Annotated in this window: 11 protein-coding genes; 6 read left to right on the top strand and 5 right to left on the bottom strand. The window is 57.9% G+C overall.

What is annotated here, in order from left to right; all coding sequences use genetic code 11:
- Positions 1 to 2 precede the first annotated feature (2 nt).
- Positions 3 to 494, bottom strand: coding sequence for a hypothetical protein (locus tag NB063_RS13710; RefSeq protein WP_250929301.1), 492 nt, complete (start codon positions 492 to 494; stop codon positions 3 to 5).
- A 252-nt stretch (positions 495 to 746) separates the two neighbouring features.
- Here NB063_RS13710 and nagB point away from each other — a divergent pair, with 252 nt between their 5' ends.
- Positions 747 to 1,484, top strand: coding sequence for a glucosamine-6-phosphate deaminase (nagB, locus tag NB063_RS13705; RefSeq protein ID WP_250929300.1), 738 nt, complete (start codon positions 747 to 749; stop codon positions 1,482 to 1,484).
- Positions 1,485 to 1,532: 48 nt separating this feature from the next.
- On the opposite strand, the gene NB063_RS13700 is transcribed toward nagB, so the two are convergent.
- The gene (locus tag NB063_RS13700) at positions 1,533 to 3,113 is read right to left on the bottom strand and encodes a sulfatase (RefSeq protein ID WP_250929299.1); all 1,581 of its coding nucleotides are present in this window, start codon (positions 3,111 to 3,113) and stop codon (positions 1,533 to 1,535) included.
- Between the two features lie 122 nt (positions 3,114 to 3,235).
- On the opposite strand from NB063_RS13700, the gene NB063_RS13695 reads away from it, so the two are divergent.
- Both NB063_RS13695 and NB063_RS13690 read left to right on the top strand, forming a co-directional pair.
- A complete protein-coding gene (locus NB063_RS13695) occupies positions 3,236 to 6,418 on the top strand; it encodes a tetratricopeptide repeat protein (protein ID WP_250929298.1) in 3,183 nt (1,060 codons plus the stop codon).
- A gap of 609 nt (positions 6,419 to 7,027) precedes the next feature.
- Entirely contained in the window at positions 7,028 to 8,023 is a 996-nt protein-coding gene (locus NB063_RS13690; RefSeq protein ID WP_250929297.1) for a leucine-rich repeat domain-containing protein, read from the top strand.
- 226 nt (positions 8,024 to 8,249) lie between these two features.
- Here the strand turns inward: NB063_RS13690 and NB063_RS13685 are convergent, their stop codons facing one another.
- Positions 8,250 to 8,657 (bottom strand): hypothetical protein, encoded by a 408-nt coding sequence (locus NB063_RS13685; RefSeq protein WP_250929296.1) that lies wholly within the window; start codon positions 8,655 to 8,657, stop codon positions 8,250 to 8,252.
- Between the two features lie 204 nt (positions 8,658 to 8,861).
- On the opposite strand from NB063_RS13685, the gene leuS reads away from it, so the two are divergent.
- Both leuS and NB063_RS13675 read left to right on the top strand, forming a co-directional pair.
- On the top strand, positions 8,862 to 11,729 hold the full coding sequence (gene leuS, locus NB063_RS13680; protein ID WP_250929295.1) for a leucine--tRNA ligase: 2,868 nt from the start codon (positions 8,862 to 8,864) through the stop codon (positions 11,727 to 11,729).
- Positions 11,730 to 11,848: 119 nt separating this feature from the next.
- Entirely contained in the window at positions 11,849 to 13,519 is a 1,671-nt protein-coding gene (locus NB063_RS13675) for a Na+/H+ antiporter NhaC family protein (protein WP_250929294.1), read from the top strand.
- A gap of 2 nt (positions 13,520 to 13,521) precedes the next feature.
- On the opposite strand, the gene NB063_RS13670 is transcribed toward NB063_RS13675, so the two are convergent.
- The gene (locus NB063_RS13670; RefSeq protein WP_250929293.1) at positions 13,522 to 14,988 is read right to left on the bottom strand and encodes a sulfatase family protein; all 1,467 of its coding nucleotides are present in this window, start codon (positions 14,986 to 14,988) and stop codon (positions 13,522 to 13,524) included.
- 126 nt (positions 14,989 to 15,114) lie between these two features.
- A complete protein-coding gene (locus NB063_RS13665) occupies positions 15,115 to 16,497 on the bottom strand; it encodes a beta-ketoacyl-[acyl-carrier-protein] synthase family protein (RefSeq protein ID WP_250929292.1) in 1,383 nt (460 codons plus the stop codon).
- 318 nt (positions 16,498 to 16,815) lie between these two features.
- Here NB063_RS13665 and NB063_RS13660 point away from each other — a divergent pair, with 318 nt between their 5' ends.
- Positions 16,816 to 17,247: a CsbD family protein gene (locus NB063_RS13660; protein ID WP_250929291.1), complete on the top strand. Its 432-nt coding sequence runs from the start codon at positions 16,816 to 16,818 to the stop codon at positions 17,245 to 17,247.
- Position 17,248 lies beyond the last annotated feature (1 nt).

Genomic DNA, 17,248 nt, shown 5'->3' with positions numbered 1-17,248 from the left:
TGTCATTTCGTGGTGTGATCGGTCAATTTGCTGGAAGGGGCAGGAGCAGGCTCGCTGATAATCGCCGGCGTCTGGTAGGGGTTCTCATTGTCAGCACGTGCACGCGTGACAGGTTCCGACAGATCCACGTTCGCGGCGGCCGCCGTTGCCGATTCGACCGATGATGAATTTTTCAAAGCCAATTTGCAGGCCAGTTCGCTACGCCGCCGGATCCGACGCCAACGCTCGGCCACGATCACAAAGACACCGCAAATCAGAGCCATCGCGGCAACCAATTGCACCGACAGCAGATTGACGTGCTCGCCGGCAAACCAAGCGAATAGCAACACAACGAACCGGCCACAGCCGAGCAACATGCCCGCCGCGGAAAGCAACAGTGCCACAAATACCGACTCACCACGGCGGTGAGGGTTCAGCGCGACGACGCCTAGAAACAGCATCGGGATACCGAACATCATCGGGATAAATTGGGTGTAGCTCTTCTGAGTGGTCATGCTCAGACCAGTGATGGTCAGACCGAAAAGCAGCAATCCGAAAACGATTCCGATTCTCGCCATGACGTTGAAATGCTGCTTAGACCGGTTTCAGAGGGGGTGACACCGAAAAATTCTGGCCGCGGAACATCCGCGTGGGACTCACTGTTGTACCCTGCGGCGTAGTTTTCCTGTAGGGCCATGCTAGACTCTCGCCCGAACCCGGCGATCCGCCCGCCGCCGTCCGTCAGTCTCGTAAGCTAGGAAAAATGCGTGGGTATTCAGTGGACCGTCTACCCGAACCACCGCGCGGCCTCTCACGTGGCCGCGGAAATCATTGCGGCAACACTCAGCGAAACGCCCGCTTGTGTGCTCGGATTAGCCACCGGCTCGACGCCGCTGGACGTCTATACAGAACTCGCTCGGAAACACCGCGAAGAAGGCCTCGATTTCGGCCGCGTCACCACGTTCAACTTGGACGAGTACATCGGTCTGACACCTGACCACCCGCAGAGTTACGTTCACTACATGAACAAACACCTGTTCAGCCTAGTGAACATCAGTCGCGACCGAACCCACTTGCCGAACGTGCAAACGGACAACCTCGACGAGTCTGCGAAACAGTACGAGCGACTCCTCAAAGCGGCCGGTGGCGTCGATTTGCAGTTGCTCGGCATCGGTGCGAACGGGCATATCGGTTTCAATGAGCCAGGCGCTGGCCCCGAATCGGTCACTCGCGTCGTCGACTTGGCCCCCAAAACGATCCAAAGCAACTCTCGCTTCTTCGAATCCGAAGCCGAGGTTCCCCGGCGAGCGATCACGATGGGGATCGCGACCATCCTGCGTGCCCGGGAAATCTTGCTATTAGCAACCGGTTCCTCGAAAGCCGATGCGGTCGCCGAAGCGATCAAGGGTCCGGTCACCAGCGACAACCCCGCATCGTTTCTACAAACCCACGCGAACGTGCGATTCCTGCTTGATCCCGACGCCGCGGCGCGTCTGACCGCGTAACCCGCGACGCCTCGCACCAACCCGGCTGATCACCGGTTACCGGATCGATCACGGGTTGGTCAGATCAATTACCCAACCTTTGCCACTCACTTCGGGTCGTCCCGTTTCGGGAATGCCTCGTGAGATTTCGTCGCGAAGTGTTTTGGAAAGTTCCGCGATCACGTCCAGTACCTCGCGATCACGCGTCATCGAATCGGCTTGATCGCCATCGAACGCTAGGTTGTGCTTTTCGAGTGGGTCGGCCTCGTGGTCATACAACTCGACGCCCGCCTGACCTTCGTCCCAAAGCGTTAAACGATATCGCGGCGTGCGAATCGTATAGCCAAAGAATCGACTCTTCTGACCTTTGGTTTTGCGAGTCACCTGAGAAATCGTGAACCCACGCCCCGGTTCGTCGACGTCGCTCAAGATGGGTCGCAGTGATTGACCTTGCAGTCCCGCGGGCGTCTTCACGCCGCACAAGTCCGCGAGGGTCGGATACAAATCGATCAGCCCCACCGGCGTGATTGCGGTTTCGCCCGCATTGGATGTTTTGGGGTCCGCAATGATCAACGGCACGCGTGCGGACTCTTCAAACAAACTCATCTTTTGCCACAACCCTTTGGCACCGAGATGGTATCCGTGATCGCTGGTAAACACGATGATCGTGTTGTCGGCCAAGCCGTGATGATCGAGTGCATCGAGGACCTTGCCGACTTGCGCGTCCATGAACGTGATACTCGCGTAGTAGGCTTGGATCGCCTCCCGGCTGAGTCGATCGGTCAACAACGATTGTTCGGCCTTCTGGCTCAGCAACCCGGCCGCGGGCACATCGGCGAGATCTTCTTCAACATCGTCGACAATCGGCATGTCTTCGAGGTCATACGATTCGAAATACTTTTTCGGGGCAACATAGGGCGTGTGAGGTCGATAGAACCCTACCGCGAGGAAGAACGGCCGATCGTTTCGTCGAGCACATCGTTCCAGCACCCAATCGGCTTCCTCGGCCAACATCGCATCGGTGTGCAACTCGTCACTTCGCGGTGACGCATACCATGACAACGTTCCTCCGAAGCTGCCTTTTCGCAGCGAGAAAATGTCGGGTTCTTCAATTGACCGGTCACATCCCATCGGATTGATCTCCATCTCCCACGAAGCCGGATCGTCGTGCCCGTTCGTGCCGACGCTGCGAGGCACGTTGTAGTGATAAAGCTTCCCGATCCGCGCGGCGAAATAACCGTTCAAGCGAAACGCGTGCGGCAACGATTGGTGATGCGGAATCGTTTGACGAAAGATCTGCGCGTTGGCCAAGATCCCGGTCGAATCGGGATACAAACCACACAACATCGAATTACGTGACGGTCCACAGAGCGGAAACTGACAGTACGCGTTCTCAAACCGGACACCGCGCGCCGCGAGACGGTCCAAGTTCGGCGTTTGAACATGCGGGTCGCCGTAGCAGCCTAAACGACAATTCAAATCATCCGAGATCAAGAACAACACATTCGGGCGACCAACATTCCCGTTCGACTCTGCCGGGAGAGCCTCTTCAACGCGCCGATCATCGGCCGAACTAAGAACGGGCGGCAAAATGGACGCCAAACAGAATACTATCGCGGTGCGAAACGAAATCGGTCCCAATCGGTTCATCGCTAGTCCAATCCAGAAGCTGTCAAAAAGAATTGCAAACGTGCTATCGTAGAGAGTAGGTTACCGGATGGTTCGAGATGATCGTTCACCGGATCTCAGAATTCTCGATTATCATCTTGGGCATGAACATCACCGCTTTTTCAGGTCGATTGACACGCATTCACCAAATTGCCGCTTCGGCCGCGAAATGGCTTGTCTGCGTGCTCCTGCTCACCTCGGTCACTTCTGCCGTCGGAGCCTCCGACGATACCGGCACCGAACCGGTAACGACGGCAACCCCACCGCCGAGCATGCCCAGCGACGTCGCCGGGGCTTCGGTCCCACTCGGGGGTGGCGATTTTTCGCTACGACGCCGCTCAACCCTCGATCTTTGGCGAGACCGCGATCGCTATCGCGACGCGGTATTGGCGGCCGCCCGCAGCGAAGAATTGGAAACCGCGGAGCGAGCTCGCTGGGTTCTCGGGCGGTGGCAACGAGGCATTTTGGCGGATACCCCACCTGACCTGTCCAAACAACTTGGGACGCTGCAACCGGTCGAAGCGATCGAATTGCTCCTCGAAGAAGGGCGTTTCGCGGCGGCGACCATCGCCATGGAAGAAGCCACTGGGACGCTCGACTTTGCATCCGTCGCCGCGCGTGTTTCGATGACGCTCGACCAGCGTTTTCCGATCTACGCGAGAGCTGCCGTCGTGAATGACCAAACGGCCCACTTGCTCGCTTTCCTCGACGTCGCTTGCAGTACCAAAGAGATGGCCGTTTGCCGGAGGGATTGGGCGAAACGATTTCCCCCCACGCTGCACGACCGCGACGCGAAGAAACCTGACATGTTCTCCGCATTGCCACCCGCGGCCGACGCCTGGGACCCCGAATTGGTGTCCCAAACTGAATGCCTATTGCACCTTCTCGATGGCGAGATCGATGCGGCGATGACGATCGCGAAACGATCCGATCACGAACTCCAACAACGTGAGTTAGCGTCCGAGAATCGCGGCCGTGATCCCGCCGCCGGTCTACTCTCGCGGAAACAGCAACCACTCGTTCGTGTTGTCCGGATGGTGACGTCACAGTGGATTGACATCGCAGCCGACGCCTCGTCATCGGCACGCGCCTTTGAGCAGGCGGCTGAGCAGCTCGCGGCAGCCGATGCCAACCCCGAGGGCACGCAGCGATCGACAAACAAGTTGCAAATTATCCGTTACCGCGAAGAAGCGATTCGGCATTGGTCCGATGCCTTAATCGCCGCGGATCGCTGTAAAAATGCAGAGGTTCGCAAAGCGGCGATTGCGGGTTTGTTGGCAAACGCAGTGACCACGACGCCACCGATCGACGCCGACGTCCGGGCCCTGATTTGGCGGACACTGCTGATCCACGGCGAGGTCGACGCGGCGCTCGATGTGCTCGGCGATTCCGACCCGGCCAGCACCTCGGTGATCGCTGCCGATGCGTCTCGGGGTGCCGAAGCCCTCGAACGACTCGGGTTTCCCGCCGACCAAATCGACACGCAATTGGAAACGTGGATCGACTCCGCGATCGACGCCCAACGTGAACTCTACGAAGCGGCCACCTCGGACGATCCGATACGACTTGCCGAAGCCGCACGGGTGAGCGACACGGGATTGGCACCGGAGATCGAGACCCTCTTCACCCTGATTCGGTTGCTCGACGAAGTCAGTCGTGACGACGCGGCCTGGCGGATCGCCGATCGACTCTCACTCGAAGATCTACACGCGAAACGCGTCAACCGCTCGAGCGAATACCTCGTTCGCGACTATGTGTTGTTGGCCCTTTTATGGACCACGCATTCGGATTGGATGATCAAACTCGGGATGCGAGATTGGGAAACCGAACCGTCGATTGTCAGCCAAAGTTTGATCGGCCGGATCGCGGTCAGCGATGAATTTCAACTCCTCTCGCTGCTCTCACACTTTGTCCGGATGCAAACCCCTCAGGCGTCACCCCAAGAGACGTTCACGATCGCCTGCGAAATCGCGCGGGCCGAAGAACAAGACCGCCGCAACCATAGGCAACTGATCGCCGAACTAGCGCAAACGTTGCGAGACGGATCGTTACGGCAAAAAGTCAACACCGACCCCGACTTGGAAGAATTCTTCGAAAGTTCACCGGAGGTGTGGAGTGATTTGTTCTTGGCACACGGACGCCCTGACTTAGCCGAACCTTTCCTGCAAAAACAGGCAGCCACCGGCGATCTCGAGGCAACCCTCACGCTCGCCAAGGAATACCGACTCAGCGGGACCATTTCCGCAGATGTCGAAACGTATGAAGAAATCTGGGAGGCGGTCGCGTCGGCACACACCGACGGGAATTTCCGGTTCCGAGACGACGTGATGACCGGCGTGCGTGCCGTGGCGGAACAATTCCGACTCGCCCGCGACCGCGGTGATTCCAAGTCGGCCGATTCGATCCTCGAACAAATCGTTGCCATGGCGTGCACGCCGTCGACGGACATGCGGCAGCAGATTGCGGATGTGTTGGCTGAATGCGGCCAATGGGATACCGCCAATTCGGTGTACGAATCCCTGCTCGTCATGACCGCAATCACCTCCGACGAAACTCAATCCCTGATCGACATCGCGCGAAATTACCAACGATTTGCCACCAAAGCGACCGCTGGCGAGGTCAGCCAGACGGAATCCGCGATGAACGCTAACACGATCGAGCGTCTGAACGCATCCGACCTCGAACTTCGTCAGCGGGCCGTTACCTGGTTCGATATCGCCTTTGCGGGAACGCTCTCGGGAGTCGAATTCCGACCGCAACTCTATCTCGTTTATCCGCGTCTGATCGCCCGGGAACAGCTCGAACTGTCGATCGTGAGCATGTCACAATCACCAACCGCCGAAGGGAGGCAACGAGCCAATGATTTGCTCGAGCGGTTGCACCAACTCGACAGGATGGACATCACCACCGCCGAAGCGATTTTGCCCAAAATGCAGCGAATTGGCATGCAGGAGCAGGTCGCCGAGTCGATCCGGAGGATGTTGCGGGTCGCCGATGACCACCTCAAAACCTTCCCCGCCGATGCCGTGACTGCAAATAATGTCGCTTGGGGAGCGGCGATGAACGACATCGAATTGCCGCAAGCCCTGGAATTGGCTCGCCACGCAGTCCGATTTGAACCCGAAAGTGCCATTTATCGAGACACGCTCGCGGAAATACTGGCTCGCACCGGGAACCACGCCGAAGCCCTGCAAATCGAGAAGGGGTGTCTCATCGACGATCCCGGGCAGTGGCACCTGCACGAACAGATCGAACGATTCGAGAAGAAATTCGCCAAACAGCGTTGACAGCCGATCGCCCCAATTGATACCCACCAACCTGAGTAACCAATACACAGGTTTTCGTTGTTGAGTCGATGATTTGCGGGAATTGCTTCTCAATCAGCTCTGCTGACGGAAATATTTATCCTGTCGCGAAGATTACTGGGTCAATCGTCTCGGCAGTTCAGTTTCCCAACGAAATCCGCGATGCATCGGGGTGTTCGATTCGTCGACGCCCCGATGCAACCATACATCACCGACTGCGACGATCTTCCATCAACGATTGGTCGTGCAGCATGACATCACGCTCCTTGGGACGTTGATCGTTTGAGTGCTTTTTTTAGCGGAACGGCGCAAGCCGTCCGGTCCCGAGTCACCGGACGGCTCGCGCCGTTCCGCTATATTTGAAATCCTTCAGTAATACAATCGACGTCCCTGGGAGCGTCGGCCCGTTTTGGGTCGGGGAAGGGAGTGTGCAGAATCGAAAAGCAGCCCGCGCCTGACCCCACTCGCCCCTCGACGAGGGAGAGTGAAGGAAAACGCCACGATTACGCAGTTTAAAGACTGCAACACCTCCACGCCGGAGGCTTTCCATCTGTTTGACGTCCGCTGACGAGCGGCAACACGTTAGCTGCCATGACCGCGTCTCCTGACGATTCCGAAACTCTCCCGCCTTCGCCAGAAACAGAAACCGACGAGGCAGCGAGCCTCGACTGGAAAACAAGGCTGCGTCAATATTCGAAACCACTCATCGCGATGGCGTTGATCGCGGCGATCGCCCTGCTCGCGGTATTCGTGTGGTATGCGACTCGGCCGGAAGCCCCGGTTGCGGAAACAGCCGAACCTGAAATCCAGATTTCTGAGCGAAAACAGTTCACCGAGCAAGTTGAACGGGTCCTCGCGGGCAAATCCACGCGGCTCTATTTCTTCGACAGCGCCATCAACAACGAACTGCTCGAAGAATTGCCGCTGGACACCCTGATCCAAGAGTCCATTGAGGCGGCTGAACAAACTCAGAAAACCGCGGAAAACCTTCCGCAAACATCGGATTCCGACCCGGGCGAAATTGTCACAAATTCCTCGCAACGGGGTGGTCGCCAGGGCACATCACCGCCCCCGGCCAAAACCTTCGCCAAGCTCGATACAGTCCTCATTGACCAGGGCGTTGTCACTGACCAGGGCTTGGCCGTTATCGCTCAACTGCCTGATTTGGAACACCTGCGACTGCGACTTTCACCCATTACCGACGAGGGAATCCGCAGCCTCGCGGGTTGCGACAAGCTCTGGTTACTCAATTTGCCCCACTGTCGTGTCTCGTCAGCGGGCATCCGATCGCTAAAAAAACTACCTAAATTAAAGCAGTTACGACTCGGTTCTCCCAATCTCAATAACGAATGCTGCCGGGCAATTGCCGAGCTCACGACGCTGCGTGGTTTGCACCTAATCGGGGTTCCGGTCACCGACGAAGGGATCAAAGTGCTGACCACTCTGCCGAGACTCGAATCGCTGTATCTCGATGATTCTGCCATTACTGAGTCAGGATGGTCCTGGTTGTTCCGCAACCACCCGCAACTTCACGTGCACGTGAACCAAAAACATCACGATCGCGATCCGCATGCACATGTGCATTGACTGGCTCTGAATGGCACACTGTAAGTGCTTATCTCGCTTGAACTTGAAAGAATAGCTCCCGTCAGACGATCGATTTGAGCCGTCAGGGCAATTTGCCTAGTTGACGCAACGACGTCAGACCGTAAACTCTCCCCAAATTGCCTCGTCGTCCGACGAGAGACACACCCCCAATTGGAGAGACTTAAGATGATTCGTACGACCTTGGCTGTTGCCCTGTTGGCTGTTGTCAGCACCGTTGTTGCTCCTCAAGCCGACGCCGGCTTGTTCGGTTGCAAGAAAAAAGCCACCTGCTGCGAGCCAGTATGCTGCCCAGAGCCAGTTTGCTGCCCAGAACCAGCTCCTGTTTGCTGCCCAGAGCCAGCACCTGTTTGCTGCCCAGAACCAGCACCCGTTTGCTGCCCAGAGCCAGCACCAGTTTGCTGCCCAGAACCAGCTCCTGTTTGCTGCCCAGCGCCAGCACCTGTTTGCTGTCCAGAACCAGTTTGCTGCGATCCTTGCGATCCTTGCTGCAAACCACCACGCAAGGGCCTCTTCGCTCGTTTGCGTGAAGCTTGTGCCGCTCGCAAAGCTGCCAAGTGCTGCGTTCCAGTTTGCTGCGAACCAGTTTGCTGCAACTAAGACGCATGGAAAACATGCTAGACCGCAAAGAGCGGGCGACACCATGATGTCGTCCGCTTTTTTTATGCGCCGAACGAAGCTCCACCGGACCGTCCGCTAACGATCGGAAGGAAAAATCGAGGTTGTCGACAGCAGGGCATGGCGTTGTCGTCGAGACGCATCACGATTCTAATCCCGAGCGACGCTAACCATTTCCTCGACACTGTCCTTTGAACCACCTATGGTCCGCTACAACCCCAACGAGATCGAACCCCGCTGGCAATCCTATTGGGACGAACACAATTCTTTCGCAACCCCGTCGCTCACAGACTCGGCCCAAGATGTTGCGAAACGATACGTGCTCGACATGTTCCCTTATCCCAGTGGCGATGGACTGCACGTTGGGCACCCGGAAGGTTACACAGCGACCGATATCGTGTCTCGTTTCGCGCGAGCCCGAGGCGAACTCGTACTGCACCCGATGGGGTTTGACGCATTCGGACTGCCCGCCGAAGAGCACGCGATTCGCACCGGGGAACACCCCCGCGTGCAAACGCAACGAAACATCGACAACTTCACCCGCCAACTCAAGATGCTCGGTTTCAGTTATGACTGGGACCGCGTTTTAGCGACCACTGACGAAGACTACTTCCGCTGGACCCAGTGGATCTTCCTTGTCCTCTATGACACTTGGTTCGACACCGAGATGCAGAAGGGGCGTCCGATCGCGGAGTTACCGATTCCCGCGGAAGTCACCGCCGAAGGGGACCGAGCCGTCGAGCTTTATCGCGACTCACGTCGGTTGGCCTACCAGGACGACGCGTTGGTGAACTGGTGTGCGAAACTCGGCACCGTGCTGGCCAACGAAGAAGTCGTTGACGGCAAGAGCGAAGTCGGTGGGCATCCGGTCAAGCGGATCCCGCTGCGTCAATGGATGTTGCGGATCACCGACTACGCTGAGCGATTGCTCGAAGGGCTCGAGGAACTCGATTGGCCTACCGGCATCAAAAAACTGCAGTATGACTGGATCGGACGCAGCACCGGTGCAGAAGTTGATTTCTATCTGCAATCAGGCAACCGGGCCGGTGACGACGCGACCGGTCCATTCGTCGCCTGGAAACGCGACCGGGCCACCACCGGTTTCCCCGGAGAAACACAGGAAGATTTCCTGCGAGTTTACACGACGCGCCCAGACACCCTGTTTGGCGCGACCTACATGGTCGTTTCTCCTGAACACCCGCTGATCGATCGGCTCGTCACGCCCGAACAGAAAGCCGAAGTCAACGCGTATCGCGAAAAGGCCTCCTTCAAGAGTGACCGCGAACGGACCGACGGTGATCGGGCCAAGACAGGTGTGTTCACCGGTTCCCACGCGATTAATCCTGCCGACGGACGTTCGATTCCGATTTGGGTGGCCGACTACGTGCTTGCCGGCTACGGAACGGGAGCGATCATGGCTGTCCCCGCCCATGACATCCGTGACTTCGAATTCGCGGTCGCATTCGACTTGCCCGTGATCCCCGTCGTGAACCCGCCCGCCGATCACGAACAACGCGACGACATTCTCGCCGGAAAGGCGTGCTACGTCGCTGAGGGCGAAGCGATCAACAGCGGCGAGTTTAACGGCCAAACAACCGCCGAAGTGAAATCCGCGTTGACCGCCCGATTGTCCGAAGAAGGACTCGCCCGCGAAGCGGTTAATTTCAAACTCCGCGATTGGTTGTTCAGCCGCCAACGATTCTGGGGCGAACCGTTCCCGATCCTGCATGAGATCGATGCGGACGGAAACCCGACCGGAATCAAACGAGCGGTGCCAGACGACCAATTGCCGGTGACGCTACCTGATCTCGAAGATTTCAAACCACACGGACGTCCCGAACCGCCACTGGCGAAAGCCGATGACGATTGGTTGATCGTGGAGCTCGACGGCAAACGCTATCGCCGCGAAACCAACACGATGCCCCAATGGGCCGGATCGTGCTGGTACTACCTGCGTTACATCGATCCCAAAAACGCCCAACAACTGATCGATCCCGAACTCGAAAAAGTCTGGATGCCCGTTGACCTATACGTCGGCGGCGCCGAACACGCGGTGTTGCACCTTTTGTACTCGCGGTTCTGGCACAAAGTGCTCTACGACCGTGGATACGTTACCTGTCCGGAACCGTTTCGTAAGCTCGTCAACCAAGGGATGATTCTTGGCGAAGTCGAATTCACCGGCTACACCGACGAAGCGGGAAAACCGGTTTCAACCAAAAATGTGCGTCGCGATGCTGATGGCAATCGCGTCACCAAAGACGGAAAACCGGTCACCACGGTCAAGATTTCCGAAGACGATGTTGAAAAGAAGGGCGAAGGGTTTGTTCTGAAATCCGATCCTTCGATCAAGATCGACAGCCGCGCGTTTAAGATGAGCAAGACCCGTGGCAATGTCGTCAACCCGGACGGAGTCGTCCGCGATTACGGCGCCGACTCTCTGCGTCTGTATGAGATGTTCATGGGACCACTCGAAGCCACCAAACCATGGGTAATGACCGGTGTCGGTGGCGTCCGTGGTTTCCTCGACCGCGTGTGGCGATTGATCGTCGATGACAAAGCCGACGAACTGCAACTGTCCGACGCGGTCGTTGACGAACCCTGCGACGAGGAACAACTCCGCGTGTTGCATCAAACCATTCGCAAGGTCACCGAAGATACCGAGGGCATGAGTTTTAATACCGCGATCGCAAAGATGATGGAGTTTTCCAATCACTTCACCCGCTGCGAAACGCGTCCGCGTGAGGCGATGGAACAATTCCTGGTGCTATTGCATCCCTATGCTCCGCACATCGCCGAAGAATTGTGGCGACTGCTCGGGCATCAAGAATCCATCTCGAAAGAAGCTTGGCCCCAATGGGACGAAGCCGCGCTGGTTGAATCGAGCATCGAAATTCCGGTGCAGATCAATGGTAAACTCAAAGCCAAGATCAACGTGGCGCCCGACGCCAGCCAAGATCAAATGATTGAGGCGGCGATGGGCGACGAGCAAGTTCAAAACGCGATCGGTGACAAACAGGTCTTCAAGAAAATCGCCGTCCCCGGACGGATGGTCAACTTGGTTGTTAAGTAGACCACCCTTTCACGCAATCCACCCTCCCTCCCGATGAAACAACGCGGGGGAGGGCGGCTCGGATCACCCGGTCACGACTCGCCACCTCACTCCACCGCAACTCCTTCGGCGAACTCCTGTTGGAATACGGATACACCAGTCTGCTGCCACCGCTGATCGCGATCGCTTTGGCTTTGTTGACCCAACGCGTCTTGCTGCCGTTGGCCGCGGGGATTTTAATTGGTGCGGGGTTACTGGCGTTTGGCCAGAACGATGTCGGGTTTGTCCGCTCGACCTGGGATATCTTCACAACCAGTATCATCGATTCGGTGACTGACTACGATCACCTCCGGGTTCTCGCGTTTACGCTGGTACTCGGCATGATGGTCGGTGTGATCGAAGCGGCCGGTTCAATGCGTCGCACGATCGCGCGATTAGCACGACGCGTTCGCGACCGTCGAGGAGCCCAAGGCATGATCGCAGCAACCGGGCTCGCAGTTTTCTTCGACGATTACGCAAACACCCTACTCGTCGGCGGTACAATGCGATCGACCGCAGATCGGTTTGGGATATCACGAGCCAAGCTCGCCTACCTCGTCGACAGCACCGCGGCGCCGGTTGCCGGATTGGCACTGGTGAGCACTTGGGTGGCGACGGAACTGAGTTACTTGCAAGCGGGCATGGATGCCTCGGCGTACGCCGGAGACGGATCATCAGTGCCAGTCTTTGATTTCTTCATCCAGAGTATTCCGTATCGATTCTATCCCTGGTTCGCGCTCGCTCTCGTGTTCATCATCGCGCGGACCGGACGTGACTTCGGACCGATGCGAGTGGCCGAGCATGACGCTGTAAACCAATCCCTCGACGCGTTGAAGACCGAATCCGAAACAGGAGACGAAACTCCCAGCGCTGAACAACCGGCGACTCAAAAACCAGCCGCCGACATCCTTACCGCACTGCTGCCGATCGCCGCCTGTTTGGTGGCGATACTCGTCGTACTGGTGGTGTCCGGCAAGCAATCCTTGATGGCGGACGCACCGCTGGCAAGCCCCACCGATGCTCCGATCGACACAGGTGTGATGTCGAAGATCCGCTTTGCCGGTGACGTGATCGGCTCCGGCGACTCTTACACGGCACTCATGTACGGCGGCGGATGCGGTCTCGCGTTTGCGGTAGTCCTCGCGTTCTTCGTCTCCAAGCTGACTGCACCCAAACTCCTCGATGGTGTCCGCGATGGCGCGTTGCAGATGATGCCCGCGATGGCGGTGCTGTGGTTGGCATGGTCGCTGTCGGCGATGACAGGGAAGGAGGCACTCGACACGGGCGGCTATCTTTCGAGCGTGCTCAGTGACCGGATCGATATTCGCCTGATGCCGACCTGCGTGTTCATTCTTGCGGGCGCGATCGCATTCGCAACGGGAACGAGCTGGGGCACGATGGCGATTGTGACTCCGATCGCCGTCAGTCTCGTGTTGGACATGCAAGCCCACACGGTGGCGCAAATCACGGAGACGGCGATCAACTCACCGATCGCACTGGCGACGTTCAGCGGCGTGCTGGCTGGCGCGATCTTTGGCGATCACTGCTCGCCGATATCGGACACAACCGTTCTCTCGAGCCGTGCGTGCGGGTGCGATCATGTGTTGCATGTTCGCACGCAAATGCCGTACGCACTCTTAGCGGGCGGCGTGTGCATTCTCACGGGCACCCTCCCGGTCGCTTTTGGCGTACCGGTGTGGCTGTGTCTGACCGTGGGGACGTTGGCCCTGGTCGTCACCGTCCGCTTGCTCGGTCAACAGCCGGCAACCTGAGGTCATTTCGCCTGAGCTTTTAACTCGGCGAATCGCGTCCGCATTTCGGATAGTTTTTCCTGGTATTCAGGATTCGCCGCGAGATCATTTTCTTCGTGTGGATCGTTGACGATGTTGAACAACTGCTCGCGATCGAATTCGGGCCAATAGAAGTACTTCCAATCCTTGCGTACGAGCGCTTCTGAATATGGAATAAAGTCCTTGCTACGAATCGTCGGGTGCTCGTAGAAGAACTCGGTTCGCCAATCGACCGACTCGCCGGAATCGCTCAGATAGAGCGGGCTCATGTCGCGACCTTGCATCCGCTCGGGAGCCTCGATGCCGACGGCGGAAAGGATCGTGGGAGCCAAATCGATGCTGAGCGTAAACTCGTCGTTGGTTTGACCTCGATTGTCATCCGACATCCGCGGGTCACTGACCATCAGAGGGACACGAATGCTTTCTTGGTGAGGGTACCACTTGTCCGCGAGACCGTGCTCGGCGTGATAGTAACCGTTGTCGGTGGTAAAGATGACGAGCGTTTGATCGAGCGTGCCCTGCGCCTTCAGTTCACTCAAAATACGACCACAGGTGGCGTCCACTTCACTGGCGAGCCGGTAGTAGTTTTTCATCATCCGTTGATATTTTTCCGGAGTATCAAACCGCCAATGCCATCGATTGCGGCCCTCGTTTTTCTCGTTCCCGACAAACTCTGGCAAGCGTTCAAATGATTCCTGAGTGGCGTTCACCGGCACCGGGATCTCAACGTCTTGATACAGCGACATGCTCTCCGGTTGAGGCAGAAACTGGTCGGGGTGACCGTCCTGAGCGTGCGTGGCAAAAAACGCCACAGTCAAACAAAACGGCTTGTCTTCGGGACGTGTCTTGAGGAACTCGAGAGCGTCATTTTCGTTCTTCTGGGTGACGTGGATTTTTGTGCCGTCGGGCTGCTCGAGCCAGTGTCTGCCGTAGTACGATCGGCCGAAATCAAAATGTTCAGCGGGGAACTTGCCGTTGTGCCATTTACCAACGTGCCCGACGTAGTAACCGTGTTCACGGAGCAAACCGGGATAGGTTTCCGACCACGGCGTTTTAAAGGGTGCAAAACCGAAACACCCGTGCCGCGACATCATTTGGCCGGTAAACAGGCACGCGCGACTGACGCCGCAGATCGCCGTCGTAACGCAGTTATGCGTGAACCGCATCGACCGGGTCGCCAATTCGTCGAGATGAGGCGTTTTGACGACCGGATTGCCGGCGACGCCCAATGTATCGAACCGCCAATCGTCCGCGTACAGCACAAGCACATTGAGCGGCTCATCGGACTGAGTCCCAACACCGGATCGAGCGGGATCAGCAGCGGGGGCGTCGTCCGCGTTTGCGGTAGAACTAAACGCAAAGTAGCCATCGCCTGCTGGAGATAGCAAACACGCGGCAACGAGTAGGAAACCAAAAACCGAAAACAGACGGCCGTGGGTGGGGTGGGGCATGTTGGTGAACTGGGCTTGAGAGGCGGGACGAAGCGATCCCCAGCATAGTCGATAGATTCCAGCCTGTGCTCCCCACCCGCCGTACCCGACCTGCTCCCCAGTTGGGCCTTTTGCGCCCGTCCCCGATCAGCCCTCGCGGCGAATCCAGACAGCGGCCGCCTGTCCCTGCGGCGTCACGTTGACGCTGATGAAACTATCCCCAGCGGAAACTCCCGACTCGGTAACGGCGTTGATCGGACAGTCGTCGGCAAGCGATTGCAGGTTTCGAATCGGAAACAGGTTGGCGCCGAGACTCTTCAGGCTGGCGATGATTTCGACCATACCGCTACCGGCACCTAGGTTACCGAAATGCCCCTTGGCGGTCGTGACGGGGGGCTGGCTCGACGAGTCACCAAATACTTCGCAAATCGCCGCCGCTTCGTCACGGTCGACATCGACATCGGACAAACCGTGGGCGTGGATATGGCCGATCGGCACATCGCCAAGCCCCGCGTTCTGGGCCGAACGCAACGTCGCTCGCAACGCGTTGGCGATGGCAATCTGGATCGGGCGTGGTCCACCGGATTCACCGACGGCACTGGTCCCGTAACCGAGCACTTCGCCCAAAATGGTTGCCCCGCGTGCGAGTGCGTGTTCGCGTGATTCGCACAACATCGAGGCCGCGCCTTCTCCGAGAACGCTGCCGTCGCGGGTCGCGTCGAACGGCCGTGACATTTCGCTGCAGGGTTCTCGATCGGCCGCGAGGGTTTCCTGCAGCGAGGCGTGCAAGGTCCGTAGCGGGTGGATGCGTGATCCCGTCGCTCCCACGACGAGGGCATCCGCGTGGCCCCGTAAAATCGTCGAAGTGGCTTCGGCGATCGCCGCGCAGCTTGATGCTTCGCGGAGCGTCAGCGAATTATTCGGGCCTCGCAAATCGTTGTAGATCGCGATGTGGGAGGCGGGCATGTTGGGCAGATATTTCAGCAACCACAGCGGATTAACCTTGGGCAGCCCCGACTGCCCCCATTTGGCGAAATTGAATTTCCCGTCTTCGATGCAAGCGGCGATCCCCTCGGTGTATTCCTCCGGGAGCGACATGATGTAATCCGACCCGAACAGCACGCCGATACGATCACGGTCAAAAACCTCGCTGTTGAAACCGGCGTCGTAGAGTGCGAGTTGTGCCGATGCCACGCCCATTTCGATTTCGCGGCACATCACTTTGCTGCCCTTGCGGATCGTCCGCTGCAAAGCCTTTTCGAGCGGCCCGTAATCGTTGATATGCCCGGTAAATGCGGTCGCTTCGGCGCCATGGCTGGTCGAAAAAGCCTCAGTCGGAACCTGTTTGAACGGGGCGATTCCTGATTGACCAGCGTGCAAAGCCTCGAGCAATTCGTCCGGCGTGTTTCCCAGCGGACTGATCACCCCCAGGCCAGTAATGACGACGCTCGAGACAGGGCGGCGAGCAGATCCGCTCGAAACAGCCGAAGTGTCGACAGCGGAAGAGTTTTCAGGTGGGGATGCGGACATGAAGTAATGACGCTGGCAAAGGAGGCGGAATTCACAACGACGCGAAGATAGCAAATCCCGCCCACGGAAGGAACGTCGCTCCGAAGTTGATCCTCACCGGTTTTGAAACACTCGCCACCAAAAAGGCCCAGATCTGGCCTCTAAAATGGCGGGCGAACCGTCAGCCTGTCCGATTACCGACCACCACCCGGCGTATCGACGGATTCTGAACCGTCTTTTGGCTCTTGGCACGCCGAATGCATCCTTTGTCGACGGTCACGACGCGGTATCCACCCCGCACAAACCAATCACCGCACAACCATTTAAATGGAGATCACGATGCCAAACCGTGAAGAACTCAAAGGCCACTGGAATGAGGTCAAAGGCCGCCTCAAAGAACATTGGGGACAACTCACCGACGACGACCTCCGCCGAGCCGAGGGCAACACCGAGCAATTGGTCGGAGTGGTCCAAGAGAAGACGGGTGCGACCCGACGCGAAGTCGAGAACTTTATCGACGGACTGTTTAACGGTTCGATGGGCGACCAGGCGTCCGCAGCGGTACAGCAGTATGCCGAAGCGGCCCAAAACCTCGCCGACGACGCATCGCGGTATGCCCGCGCTCAGGCCGATCGGCTGGCCGCCTGCTCGTCCGACTACTCCGCACGTGTCGCGCAAACGGTCCGCAGCCGCCCGATTGAGTCGATGGCGATCGTCTTCGGCATCGGCGTCGCTGCGGGAGCGTTCCTCTTCCTCGGCCGGAAAAAATAGT

The sequence above is a fragment of the Aporhodopirellula aestuarii genome (genome assembly GCF_023701485.1).
Taxonomy (GTDB): Bacteria; Planctomycetota; Planctomycetia; order Pirellulales; family Pirellulaceae; genus Rhodopirellula; species Rhodopirellula aestuarii.
Note: the sequence above shows the minus strand (reverse complement) of the source record. Positions and strands in the feature narration are given on the sequence as shown.